We start from the raw sequence: 14,188 nt of genomic DNA, 5'->3' as shown, positions 1-14,188 counted from the left end.
TGCATTTTTTGGGGTATAAAATAATTAAAATTTTTACAAAATATCTATTTTTTGATATAATTAGAATGTATATTAAAAATAAAAACTCTTTTAATATTTTTTATAAAAAGTCCGTTTTTATTGAATATTTTTCTAAAATATCAAAGTATTAATAAATGATATAATACTTTTAAAATGTACTTCGAAATATTAAGCAATATTTTTTGTACTGAAAGGAATGACATTAATTTGCCAAGAACAAAAAAAACAAACTTACAAAAAATGCCGATAGTGCCTATAAGAGGAATGACTATATTTCCTTATATGTCAGTGCATTTTGATATAGGACGAGAAAAATCCGTGCTAAGCATAGAAGACGCACTTGATGATAATAAATTAATTTTTGCAACAACTCAACACGATATGGAAAAAGACGATCCTGAAAACGTCGCAGATATAAACACGATAGGTACTGTTTGTATCATAAAACAGGTAATCAGAATGCCTAACAACGTGTTGAGAGTTTTATTGGAAGGAAGTTACAGAGGACGTTTAAAAAAGTTTTATGACGATGCTCCTTTTTTTGAAGCTGAAATCGAAATACTCAAAGATGACGAAAAAGATGCTACCTTAGAGCAAAAAGCTATGATGAGAGGTATTGCCGATTTATTTGAAGAATATGTGAGCATAGGTTCAAGAACTGCCCCTGAAATAATATCAATATTAAATGATATTCCTCTACCGGGAAAATTCTGTGATATAGTATGCGCACATATGCTCCTTACGACAGAACAACGTCAGGAGTTATTGGAACAAATAGATATAGACAAAAGACTTGAAAAGCTCCACTATATTTTAGCCAGTGAAAATAAAATTGTAAAATTGGAGCAAAAAATTCATCAACGTGTAAGACGTGAAATGACCAAATCTGAAAAAACTTATTATTTAAGAGAACAGATAAAAGCTATAAACAAAGAGCTCGGAGAATATTCAGACAATAACTTAACTGATACACAAGAATTCAGAAAAAAACTGGAATCTCTTGAAATACCTGAAAAAATACGTGAAAAGATAAGCAAAGAAATATCAAAATTAGAGCGTGAACATAGAGGAAGTGCAGATGCAGAAGTATCACGAAACTACCTTGAAACTTTTTTTGACTTGCCGTGGAACAATTCGTCAAAAGAAAAAATAGATTTAAAAAATTGTGCGAAGATACTTGATAAAGACCACTTCGGTTTAGAAAAAGTAAAAGACAGAATAATCGAATACTTGGCTGTCAGAAAATTGTCATCCAATTTAAAATCTCCTATATTATGCTTTGTAGGTCCTCCCGGTGTAGGTAAGACATCTATTGCAAAATCCATAGCAAACTCAATCAACAGAGAGTTCGCAAGAATATCACTTGGAGGAGTAAGAGATGAGGCGGAAATAAGGGGACACAGGCGCACATATATAGGTGCAATCCCCGGAAGAATAGTAAATGCACTGATAAATGTAAAAACAAACAACCCTGTAATATTATTCGATGAAATTGACAAAATGGGTGCCGACTTCAAAGGAAATGTCGAATCCGCTATGCTTGAAGTCTTAGACCCTGAACAAAATAAAAATTTCATAGACCACTATTTGGAATATGAATTCGACTTGTCAAAAATATTTTTTATAACTACAGCAAACACTCTTGATTCCATACCACGTCCACTCATAGACAGAATGGAAATCATACAACTAAGCGGATATACAGAGATGGAAAAACTCCAAATAGCAAAAAAATATCTCATCCCTAAACAATTAAAAGAGCATAATTTTACGCCAAAATTCATAAAAATTTCTGATGAAGTCTTGAAAAAAATAATTTCAACCTTCACAAGAGAATCAGGAGTAAGAGCCTTAGAGCAAAAAATAGCAAGGATATGTAGAAAAGTTGCAAGAAAAAAAGTAGAAAACCCTAATCTTAAATCAGTCACTATAACTATGGACGAACTTGAAACTTATCTTGGTAAACCTGTATTCAAATACGAACTTGCCAACAAAAAACCTCAAGTAGGTATAGTAAGAGGTCTTGCATGGACACAAGTCGGCGGTGATACACTATCCATAGAAATAAATGTTATGAACGGAACAGGAAAAATAGACCTTACCGGAAAATTAGGCGATGTTATGAAAGAATCTGCAAAAACCGCTCTAAGCTACGTGCGTTCAATAAGTGATGAATATCCTATCGAAAAAGATTTTTACAAAACAAAAGATATTCACATACACATACCGGAAGGCGCAATCCCAAAAGACGGACCGTCAGCAGGTATCACTATGGCAACAGCTATACTATCCGCACTCACAAATATAAGAGTAAGAGAAGATATAGCAATGACAGGTGAAGTCACACTTAGAGGACGAGTTCTTCCTGTAGGCGGAATAAAAGAAAAATTGCTTGCCGCTCATAGAGCAGGAATATACAATATATTACTTCCAAAAGAAAACGAAAGCGACCTTCAAGATTTGCCTAAAGAAATAAGAGATGAGATGACATTCACGCTTGCAGAAGATATGAAACAAGTGCTTGATATAGCTTTGGTAAAACAAGATATCAAAAAAATCTCTGCAAACTCAAAAAAATCTTCAAAGGCAAAAAATAACCTTGAAAAATAAATACAATTAGTGGAGATATTATCTCCACTAATAATTTTATACTATTATCTAATTAAACAGCAATTTAATAAACATTCTAAAATTGAATGTATTTTTTATTTTTTAATACTACAATCTTATAGAATAATGAAAAATCATAATAATTAATTTTTCTGGTAGACTATGTATATTGATATTATATAATTATACAAGTTATCCATAATTTTATTAGAAGATAGTATAAAATTGCATTTTTTAGATAGTGTTTATTTCTCAATATAATTTTGTTTTATATACTTGTGTTGGTTGTTCTATTAAGCAATAGTTCAAACATACATATATTAGCAGAAACATTATAAATAAATTATATATCAACTGTTTACATACAATAAATATTTTAAAAATATACATAAAAAAGTAGGTGCGTAAATGCAAAGAGCAAATGATGAGCTTAGAAATATAAAAATCATAAAAAATTATACAAAATATGCAGAAGGCAGCGTACTCATAGAGTTTGGCGAAACAAAAGTAATATGTACAGCCTCTATTGAAGACAAAGTACCTCCGTTTTTAAAAAATACAGGTACAGGTTGGATATCTGCAGAGTATTCTATGCTACCTCGTTCAACAAAACAAAGAAAACTAAGAGATTCAACAAGAGGCAAAGTCGATGGCAGGAGTCACGAAATACAACGATTAATCGGTAGAAGTCTAAGAAATGCAGTCGATTTTAAAAAACTTGGTGAACGCACAATATGGATAGATTGTGATGTTATACAAGCTGACGGAGGAACAAGAACCACATCAATAAACGGTTCTTTCATTGCACTCGCTCTGGCAGCCAAAAAACTCTATGACAGAAAAATAATAAGCGAATTCCCTATCAACTCATTTGTAAGCGCAATAAGTGTAGGTATAGTAAAAGACGAGAATGTCTTGGATCTTTGCTATGAGCAAGACAGCAATGCACAAGTGGATATGAATATAGTTATGAATGATAAGGGAGAATTTATAGAAGTACAAGGTACAGGTGAACAATCACCGTTTTCAAGAGACAGATTAAATAATTTATTAGACCTTGCAACAAAAGGAAACGAAAAAATAATCGCAACTCAAAAAGAAATTTTAGGAAAAGAAATAACTGAGTTAATCTTAGGAGAAACTGAAAAAGACATAGAAATTATGATTGCTACAGGAAACGGGCACAAGCTTGATGAAATAGGAAAAATACTGGATAGATATAATATAAATCACAAATCCCTTTTAGATTATAATTTAGAAAATGTGGAAGTTGAAGAAAACGGCGAAACATTTGAAGAAAATGCACTTATAAAAGCAAGAGAATTTAGCAAAAGAACAGGAAAAATATGCATTGCGGATGACTCAGGACTTATGGTTGACGCATTAAACGGTAAACCTGGTGTTATGTCAAAAAGATTTACAAATGAAGAGCCGAGAGATTTAAAAAATAACGAAAAACTGTTAAAATCACTAATGGGACTTACACTTGATCAAAGAACTGCAAAATTTGTATCGGTGATCGCACTTGTATATCCTGATGGAAAAGAATATGTATTTAGAGGAGAATGTACAGGTAAAATAGGCTTTACTATGGTAGGCTCAAACGGTTTCGGATATGACCCTCTGTTTTTGCCTGACGATAATCTTGCACGTTCTAAAACATTTGCTCAAATATCACAAGAAGTAAAAAATCTCATATCACATAGAGCAAAATCGCTTGAAAAATTGGAAGAATTTTTAAAAAATTAAAGGCATTTTAAAAGCTGTTGTAAAAATTTACAACAGCTTTTATACTAATCATCAGATAATTTATAGTAATACTAATATTTCCCCAAATATATACCATGTTCAAATCCCTTAAAATTATACTTTTGAGAATATATTTTTTGAAATGGATTATGTCTTATTTTTCTCTTTTGCACCGTTATTTTATAGAAGTTTAATATAAAGATTGTATTAAATGGTGTTATATTTTATTAATTTACACAAAGCTATTATTCTATTGAATTTTAGTATTAATGCTTTTTATAATAGATTAATTATATAATAAAAAAACACTGATACTAAACACTATTAATAATCGCTTGGTGCTACAAGTTCAGGATTACCGAACCATTGTGTCGCATAATATGCTCTAAAATCACCACTTTTCACACCAGTCAATGAATTTGTATATGCCATACCCATTTGCGTATAGTTTTCGTTCAAAATATTTGCTCTGTGTCCCGGTGAATTCCACCAGCCTTGAAATAAACTTTGTGGTGTTAAATCATTATATTCACTCGGCAAACTGTAGGATACATGTATATTTTCCCCTACAAAGTTTGTCGAATAAAATTTTGCACCTTGAACTCCCATACTTGTTCCGTCTTTTGGTATATGTCCATAATCGTTAGTTTGTGCCATATAATCATTTTTCCATTTACTGCCCTTCATCAAGTCTTCACTCAAGGTCAACTCTTTAAGCCCTGCTTCACGTCTTTTTTCATTTACAAGTTCAAGGACTTTTTGTGCCATCTCATTTTGTGTAAGCATTACTTTTTTTTGTTGTTTTTTTATATTTATTTTGGGTGTTATCAAATTCACTTTTATTTTCTTTATATCTTTTTTATCTTTTTGTAGCTTTGTATATATTTCTTTAATCTCTTTATTTGCCTGTGTTTTTTGTTCATATGTTCCATTTACTGTAGATATTATATCTATCGTGTTGGTCTTAGCATTATAGCTTGCATATTGGCCTGCAAAAATGTTGGAAGGCGCCATAATTCCTGCTATAAGAATAGAAATCATAATTATTTTTGACAGCTTTTTCATCAAGTTCTCTCCTTTTTCATATAGAATAAAATTATTTTTATCCTGATTTTCTTTTAAAACAATTCCTATGTTTAGAAATTTTTCAATATTAATATACTGTACTTGCTATTATATAATATATATTTTACTTTCATATTAAATCTACTTTATAATTAGGTAAAATTTTATGCTTAAAGTTGTAAATAAAAAATTAATATATGCTTAAATCAAATTTTTCACTTACGCTTTCCAATATTTTTAATCCTGCTACACTTGTACCTTTATCGTTTAATGCAGGTCCATATATTCCTATTCCCATTTTGCTCGGAAGCACTGATAGTATTCCTCCACTCACTCCGCTTTTTGAAGGTATACCTACGGTAACAGCTATTTCTCCTGATTCATCATACATACCACAAAGTGCCATAGTTGCAACTACTATCTTGCTTACTTCTTTTGAAAAATATCTTTCTTTTGTAAACGGATTTACTCCGTTGTTTGCATATATGAGTGCTATGTTGGACAAGTCTATACAATTTACTTTTATAGAGCATATTTTAAAATATACTTCCAGCAATTTTTCTATATCTACATCTTTATCTATTATGCCTGTGCTTTGCATATAATAAGCAAGCGCTCTGTTTCTTGAACCTGTTTTTCTTTCAGATTCATAAACTTCTTCATCATAATCTATGTTTTCATTTAAGGATAACAATTTTATAAAATTTATTATTCTATCAAATTTTTCTTGATATGTGTTTTCTTTTAGCATACTTATACAAGCTATAGCTCCGGCATTTATAAATGGATTTAAGGGTCTGTGTCTGTTTTTAATTTCCAAATCCACTATTGCATTAAATGCAGTAGATGTAGGCTCGAAGGATACTGTTTTTTTCACATCTTCAATAGAATTATCCAATAGGCAGGAAGTAAATGTTATTACCTTTGACATAGATTGTATGGTAAATTTTTTTTCATAATCTCCACAAGCATACATATCTCCATTCATATCCTTTATACATAAGCCTAAGTCTTCTTTATTTGCTTTTGCAAGTTGGGGTATATATGTAGCAACTTCACCTAATTGTATATATTTTCTGTTATTTTGCAAAATATCTTCGAGAATATTCTTATCCATATCATCCTCCAAATAAATAATTTTTTCATTCATTTAAAAAAGATTATATTATCTTTTTATAATATAATCTTTTATTTTTTCCTTATTCTTCGTCCATAACTGTTATCATGAGCATTGATATTATTAGTTGAATATCCTGATATGTTTTTCTTTTTCACTTGAGTTTCTTCAGGATTTAATATCTGACTCATCTTTTTTTGCATACATTCGATGCAATTATCTCCGGTCTCTATCAGAGCACCGCATTTTTTACATTTTCTAAGCCATGTTCTCGAATTTTCTGCCAATGATATCTTTCCTTGCCTCAAAAAAGTCATTATCACTTTTCGTGGCACACCTGTATCGTCTGATACTTTAATAGCATTTTCTCCTTGGTGATCATAGAGATAATCACGCACAATTCGATACATCTTGTCCATTTCCAATTTTGTATAGTTTTCTTTATCTTCTATATGAAACTCTTCATCCTTGCCTATTGTAGGCTTCACTCTTATCTTCAAACAGTATCACCTCCGAAATAAAATACTCCTTAATGAGCTTAATTGTCTTTATCCTTATCTTTCTTTTCCTGTTCTTTTTTCTCATCAAGTCTTTTTAATAAATCGGCATATTCTTCCATAACTGTTTTAGTTTCTTTTTTACTGTCTTCTTTTATTACTGATATATTTTCTTTTTTCTGATTATCATTTTTATCTATATTTTTTTCTTTTGCTACGGTTTGCACTTTTTCATCGCTAAAATATTTAGTGTCAGTTTTTTGAGATGTACTCACATTAGTCTTGTCAGTATTCATAATTGCACTTTTAGAATCAGATTTTGCAAGCAAATCCAAGCCTGAAACTTTACTTCCTTTTCTCATAAGTCTCATAGCTTTCATAAGTCTTATTTGTGATTTTGCAGACACAGTCGTACCATTTTGCATAGAATTTAAGTTTGAATCCTCTATGGTATCCAAAACCAAATCATTTAAAGCATTTCTGGATTTTATTTGCTGTTTTATATCTCTATCATCATATGGTTGAAGTGTATTTATCTTAGACAAATCATTTTCTTTTGATGCACCTTGTGCTACACCTTTCATAGCAAAATACCTGAGTATCATCTTAACATCTCTATACGGCATAAACTTTACCAAGTTTATCCTACCTACTCTCACTTTTTCCACCTCCATGCAGAAAAGACAAAAACCATAAGTTCATATCAAATCTTATACATCCGACAAAAACTTATTCAAAACCTTACTATGTAATATAACTTTATAAACTAAAAAAGTACAATAATATAATAATATAGCAAACTAACTTTATAATTATACAGTATAAAAATTAATTTGCTTTTTAATATTATATCTTGTTATATAATTTTTGTCAAAATGTAATTGATGTTTTTTTAAAAAAGCACTACCTATTTTGTAATAAGGTAGTGCTTATAATTCAATCATTTTTTAATATCCCGGTTCATAAAAATCTTCTTCATAATCATATTCAAAATTTCTCTGATTTCTTCTAAAAGATTTTTCACTTTTTTGTTTAAATGTTTTCTTTTTCCCTATAAATTCATCAAAGTTATCCGAACTTAAATTCATTTTTGAATTTTTCTTATGGGTTTGCTCAATCATCTTTTTTGTTCTTTTTTCTTTTGCCACATTATATAATTCTTGATCGATACCCTGTTTCATTGCTTATTACCGTACTTCCTTTCTGATTTTGCTAAATATACAAATAATTAAAAAGATTAAATTGGTGTGATTGTGAAGTGTTTTTCTATATCTTAAAAGCTTTGACCTCCTTTTAATACATTCAATACTTGAATTTCACGTTTTTTCTCTCTGCTTATATCTTTTATTTCAAAATCAGGTTTTGCTAAATAAAAGCCTTGTATAAAATCTGCTCCCATATTTATGAGTTTTTTCATTTCCTGATGTGTTTCAACTCCTTCACATATAACTTTTATTTTGCGTTCTTTTGTATACTTTAAGATATTTTCAACTATCGACTGTCTTTCCATATCTTTATCAATATCTCTTATAAGTGCCATATCTATTTTGACAAAATTAGGATTTACTTGTAACAACCATGACTCAGTCGCATACCCTGAACCGAAATCATCTATTGCTATCTGGGCATTTATTTCCGTTGCCAATCTTTGTTTTATTGAAAGAGAATCTAAATCAACCTCTTCGCTTTCTATAATTTCTACGACCATTTTAGAATAGTCTATAATATCTTTATAATTATTTAAAAGCTCATAAAATCTATGTTCAGGTATTGATGTACTGGCTATTGAATTTATAAATATATGTTTATCTTTAAATTTTTCTGTATATTTTGATACGGTTCTAAGGACTCCTTCAAATGTCAAAATTTCTATATCAAGCAGTTTTGATTGTGATTTTGCAAGTCTCATTATATCGCCAACATTTTTTATCTTATCCGACACTGATCTCATAAGTGCTTCATATGCAAATACTTCTCCGTCTTTTGCACTTACTATAGGTTGGAAAGCAAATTTCACCTGCTTTTCATCGATGAACTTGTTCAAATCTTCTCTTCCTGATATTAAGATATAGTTTTTATCATAACTATCTCTATTAAATTCTCCTATGCTTCCTTTTTGTGAATTTTTAGCTGTATACATTGCAAAGTCTACTAATCTGTGCAAGTCATCATATACAGTAGCATCATCAGGATACCACGCTATGCCTGATGTAGCTCTGACTCTCACGCTTATATCATCTGAAACTTTCAGATTAGTATTGTTAAGTTTAATTTTTATATTTTCTATCTTTCGCCTGATTTCATTTTTATCATCTTCATATTGTATGAATGCAAAAAATTCGTCACCTGATACCCTCGCTACAAATGAATCTTTGCCTTGAAGCATTCCTATTATATTCCCTGCACATTTTATATAACTGTCGCCGAAATCATGCCCATATGTGTCATTTACATATTTAAGATTATCCAAATCCCACATAACCATTGCGGCTTTTTTAGTTTTTCTTATGTCTTTTTCTATATAGTCTTCAACTCTTTCTTTAAAAGACAGTCTGTTCAAAAGATCTGTAAGTACATCAAAGTCTCTTTCTTTTTGAATCTTTATCTTTTCTATCATATCTTTTGTATAATCCATTATTACTTGTAATGTGACAGTTTTTTTATCTGATGTTTCATTACTGTCGTCGGACATATCTTCATATGTTCTCCAATAGTTTTTTACTTGTCTTGTTATTACTTTTATATAGTAACTTTCCCCATTCCATATCTTCTTACGAATGTCTATTTGTGTATCTTTTTCTATATCATATATACTGTCTATTATTATGGTGTCTGAGAAAAAATATCTTGAGGCCTTGTCATATTCTTCCTCACTCATTCGTACTTCAAATTTCTCATTGTTTATATAGCCAGGAAATATTGAAGAAAGCTCACCCATCTTATATACCACGCCGCTTGCTTCATCTTTCTCAACGGCTATTATAGGTATAGATGCCGAATCTAAAATGCCTTGGAATTTTTTTGAACTTGACAATAATCTTTGCGACAAAACTTCTATTGTATCTATAATATTGTCTATTTCAACTATATTCATATGCTTTATCTTTCTTAGACCGCCTTTTGTGTAACTTTCTTTAATATCATTCGACAGTTTTCTCAAAGGATATCCTATTAGATACGAAACCAAATATATTATAATACCATCTATAATAAGTGATAACAACAGGGTCTCGATTATGCTTTTAATAAGCTCTTTTGAATATATCTCCAATTCACTTTTATCTATTACTCCCATAAGATACCAATTGGTATCTATATTTTCCGATGAGTCTTTCGCTGATAATCTTATGGGTCTTTGTATCGCTATCAATGTCATATCTTTATTAGTATTTTCAAAATCCAATACTGTAAGATATTTGTTATCTTGTATTTTGTACGCTTCATTATAATATTTATTTTTTATCTTATGAGCAAATAACTCATTGTCTTTTACAAGTCTTTTTACATAAGGACCTTGTATAGAAATTACATCGTAATTGGTATTTACCGCAGAAACATATTTTTCATTTGCCAAAATATATGCTCCCTTACCACTTTCTGACAATTCTGTATATCTAAGTATCTCATTTATAAGCTCATCGCCCACTTCTATTCCTATAACACCGTAAAAAATACCTGTGCTGTCGTCAAAAAGCGGTTGTATGAAATATATACTTCTGCCGTTTGTATCCGCCACATCAGATGGCGAAAACCAAAAACCTGTCTTTTCTCTCGGATTTACAGTTTTAGCTATTTTTATAGCTTTTTCATATATAGTCTTTGACATGGTCCTCGTATCTATAAAAGGTTTCCAATCATTTTCAAGATAAACGCCTAAATCTCCGGCTATTTTTTCTTCTCCAACCCTTAAAATTATATCCGATTTATCTGCAAATTTGGTTCTTAAGTTTGCATCTGCCAAATGTACAGCTTTTTTTATTCCAAGCATATCCGGTTTATCGTCAAATACTATAAACGCTCCACTGATTTCCATGAGCTCCACCATATCCAATAATGAACCGCTTATGTCTTTATTTATTACAAAATTCTTTCCCAAATTTACATGCTCATTATATACCGTCTGCGAGAAATCCATAATCTGTTTCATATATTCGCTGTTTGCCCATAATTCTGTAAGGTAGCGCTCCAGTTCTCTACTTCTGCTTTCCACCTTTTCAAGAATATATCTATATGTATTTTGCTCCAACTTATGATCGGTTCTCAGCAAAATAAAGTTAAAAAACAACACTACTAACTGTATCAGCAACACACCTAAAAAGCTTAATACCATTATAGATGTTATAGAATGTCTATTTTTAAATGTTATATCCTTTTTATTCATTTTAAACATAGATTATCTTTCCTTGCTTATTTTTAATAGAAATATTTAATATAATTAAATTTTACCGTCTAATAATTAAACCTGCAAATGCATTATTATATACATATATCAAGTCTTTTTCGTTAAATAATAAATATCATGTGCATATAAAAATCTTTATAATAAGTATTTAAGGAAAGTCAAATTTAATTTTTTATATACTCTCAAAATTATAAAATCTATTAAAGTTATTTATATTTCATATTTTATTGCTTAAATAAGTTTTTGGCAAGATTTATTTTTAATTTTACATAGGTTTTAAATGCCTTTTTCTAGCCTATATACAACTCCGTTTCGCCACTCATAAAATGATTTTTCACTCAAATACTCTGCCAATACCTCATCATAGTTTTCACCGTTTTTTACTCTTTCCAAAAGCTTTTTCCTATTATTCTTTATATCATCGAAAAATGCACGTTCTATCGCCATTCTAATCTCTTCATATGCATCTACATTCGGCAAAACATACTCTTCATTTTCTTCCATTTGTAACTTCGACATAACTATAGACTCTCTGATAAGCTCATCTATATATCTTGCTTGTGCTTTATTTCTTATAGAGTCTATATCGCTGTTATCGGTCTTTACAGGTACAAAACCTGATTCCACTGCAAACTCCAAATTATTTTCTTTATTTGTAAGCCATTTTATGAATTGTATGGAGGCTTCTTCCCTCAATTTCATAGATTTTGCCGTAAAAATTCCTCCATCTTGAACTATGTTTACCTTGTTATGATTTTCCAAATGAGGCGCATTAAAAGCTTTCATAGTTATACTTCTTATATATCCATTAGTTTCCATTATTTTGTTAGGCATATAAACTGAGCTTGTTGTTGAGGAAAGTGCCAAAAGAGTTTTTCCTGTCCTCATATCTTCTGAAGCATATCTTCCGCTCCTTATAAAATACCCTTTGATTATAGGTACATAAAATATGTCCCAAAGCTTTCTTGCAACTTCATAATCAAAATTAATCTTGGCTTTCCCGTTTTCCTCTGTTATCAAATCTTTATTCATTTCTCTACATATGGATAAAACCTGCTCTGCCACTGTATCTGTAGTGTATAGAGGTTTCCCGTCATTTGGAGTCTTTGTAAGAGAGTCAGTATAATTATAGTATCTTTCTGCAGATTCTATAAGTCCTTCATATGTCTTTATACTACTATAATTTACACCTATCTTATACCTAAGCAGTTTAAACTCCGTATCGTTCACAAACATCATATTGACCGAACTTCCAAGTGGAAGCATAGATATCTTTTCATCATCTTCTATTTTACCTGATGCTATCAAATTAGGTTGATATTTTTCCAATTCCTCATCAGTGAAATAATCTCTATAATCAACCAATTCTTTTCTTTTTATCAGATACGGTACTATACTTTTATATGCTATGAACATATCAGGAAAGTCTTCACTTCCAGCCATATTATAAGCCGCTTTTAAAATATGTTCATTAGTTTTGGAAATTGTATTCATTCCTATTATTTCTACTATTATCCCTGTTTTTAAGCCTTCTGTTTCATTGAACTGATCCGCCATTTCCTTTAATTCTTCTAATTGTTTACTGTTGTAATATGTCACCAACTTTAATAAAATAGGATTTTTAGGATCCAATTTTGTTTGTTTTTGATTAATACAACTTGAAAATAACAATATAAGGATAAGCATGACCGCTACGATTTTTACATGATTTTTTTTCAACGAACCTTCTCCCTTCTGATGTCATTCCAATTATGTTATTTATTTTTTCCTATACCTTTTTCTCTTGCATAATAAAATAAATATTGCTGTGCATAACCGCCCAAAGAGCCGAATTTTTCTATTGAATACTTTCTCATTTTAGGCAACGACATATTTGTATCTTTTAAATAAAACTCTTCCATAACCCTTTTGACCCATACATCTACAGGAAAAGCATCATATTTTGACAAACCGAAAAGAGCTATACAATCAGCCACCTTTGCTCCTACTCCTGCAAATTTTGTCAATTTTTCTGCCGTTTCATCTAATGTAAGTTTTTCAAAATCTTTTTCTTGTATATCTTCATCCACTATCATTTTAGCCGTTTTTTGTATATACGGTGCTCTAAAAGCAACCTTTGATGCTGTTATAGTTTCTATATCTGCATTTGCAAGAGATTTCACAGTTGGAAATGAATAATATTTTTTTCCGTTATATGTGTCTATATGTTCTCCCAAATCTTCTGACAACTTGTTGACTGAACGTTTTATCATAGGTATGGCATTTCTTGCAGATATTATAAATGAAATCACCATCTCATAAAAAGGTTGTTTCAATATTCTTATTCCATAGCCGAATTTTGTGGACTCTTTTAAATACTCATCCATATCAGACAGTTCTTTTTTTATATGTCCATAATCCTTACCTATATCAAAATAATTTATCCATATATTTTCTACATCATCCACATTGGTATTTTTCAATACAACATCCTCATCTTCCAAGGAAACATTTATTACCTTGTCATAAACAACTCCCGTATAAGAACCGTCCTCTTCCAAGTCCCATCTGAAACATTGACCGCATTCAAATATATGTTTCGGCACAAAGTCTTTTATATTTTTTAATACTATATTTCCATTTTTTTGTATTATATCCATAAACAATCCCTTTCCCAAATATTATGTTTCATTTATGTAGTCATACATCTTATAACTCTTTTTTATGAGATTTTCTATAATTTAAAGT

The 14,188-nt window shown here is 30.3% G+C and carries 10 protein-coding genes; 2 read left to right on the top strand and 8 right to left on the bottom strand.

The window, feature by feature from the left end:
• Window positions 1-228: 228 nt before the first annotated feature.
• The gene (gene lon / locus HMPREF9630_RS07940; RefSeq protein WP_009527982.1) at window positions 229-2,631 is read left to right on the top strand and encodes an endopeptidase La; all 2,403 of its coding nucleotides are present in this window, start codon (window positions 229-231) and stop codon (window positions 2,629-2,631) included.
• 408 nt (window positions 2,632-3,039) lie between these two features.
• Window positions 3,040-4,380, top strand: coding sequence for a ribonuclease PH (rph, locus tag HMPREF9630_RS07935; RefSeq protein WP_009527981.1), 1,341 nt, complete (start codon window positions 3,040-3,042; stop codon window positions 4,378-4,380).
• Window positions 4,381-4,704: 324 nt separating this feature from the next.
• Here the strand turns inward: rph and HMPREF9630_RS07930 are convergent, their stop codons facing one another.
• The 8 genes from HMPREF9630_RS07930 to HMPREF9630_RS07895 all read right to left on the bottom strand — a co-directional run bounded on the left by HMPREF9630_RS07930 (window position 4,705) and on the right by HMPREF9630_RS07895 (window position 14,100).
• The gene (locus tag HMPREF9630_RS07930; RefSeq protein ID WP_009527980.1) at window positions 4,705-5,445 is read right to left on the bottom strand and encodes a CAP domain-containing protein; all 741 of its coding nucleotides are present in this window, start codon (window positions 5,443-5,445) and stop codon (window positions 4,705-4,707) included.
• A gap of 190 nt (window positions 5,446-5,635) precedes the next feature.
• Entirely contained in the window at window positions 5,636-6,562 is a 927-nt protein-coding gene (gene glsA / locus HMPREF9630_RS07925; protein WP_009527979.1) for a glutaminase A, read from the bottom strand.
• A gap of 71 nt (window positions 6,563-6,633) precedes the next feature.
• Entirely contained in the window at window positions 6,634-7,062 is a 429-nt protein-coding gene (locus HMPREF9630_RS07920) for a flagellar protein (protein WP_009527978.1), read from the bottom strand.
• A gap of 38 nt (window positions 7,063-7,100) precedes the next feature.
• Window positions 7,101-7,718 (bottom strand): hypothetical protein, encoded by a 618-nt coding sequence (locus HMPREF9630_RS07915; RefSeq protein WP_009527977.1) that lies wholly within the window; start codon window positions 7,716-7,718, stop codon window positions 7,101-7,103.
• Window positions 7,719-8,006: 288 nt separating this feature from the next.
• Window positions 8,007-8,240: a hypothetical protein gene (locus HMPREF9630_RS07910; protein WP_009527976.1), complete on the bottom strand. Its 234-nt coding sequence runs from the start codon at window positions 8,238-8,240 to the stop codon at window positions 8,007-8,009.
• 92 nt (window positions 8,241-8,332) lie between these two features.
• Window positions 8,333-11,449, bottom strand: a complete 3,117-nt coding sequence (locus tag HMPREF9630_RS07905) for an EAL domain-containing protein (RefSeq protein ID WP_009527975.1) — start codon at window positions 11,447-11,449, stop codon at window positions 8,333-8,335.
• Window positions 11,450-11,737: 288 nt separating this feature from the next.
• Window positions 11,738-13,180, bottom strand: a complete 1,443-nt coding sequence (locus HMPREF9630_RS07900; RefSeq protein WP_009527974.1) for an ABC transporter substrate-binding protein — start codon at window positions 13,178-13,180, stop codon at window positions 11,738-11,740.
• 35 nt (window positions 13,181-13,215) lie between these two features.
• Entirely contained in the window at window positions 13,216-14,100 is an 885-nt protein-coding gene (locus HMPREF9630_RS07895) for a DNA-3-methyladenine glycosylase family protein (protein WP_009527973.1), read from the bottom strand.
• Between the last annotated feature and the right edge of the window lie 88 nt (window positions 14,101-14,188).

Source organism: Peptoanaerobacter stomatis, from assembly GCF_000238095.2.
GTDB classification, from domain to species: Bacteria; Bacillota; Clostridia; order Peptostreptococcales; family Filifactoraceae; genus Peptoanaerobacter; species Peptoanaerobacter stomatis_A.
The sequence above is the reverse complement of the archived record's forward strand: the minus strand, read 5'-3'. Positions and strand labels throughout refer to the sequence as shown.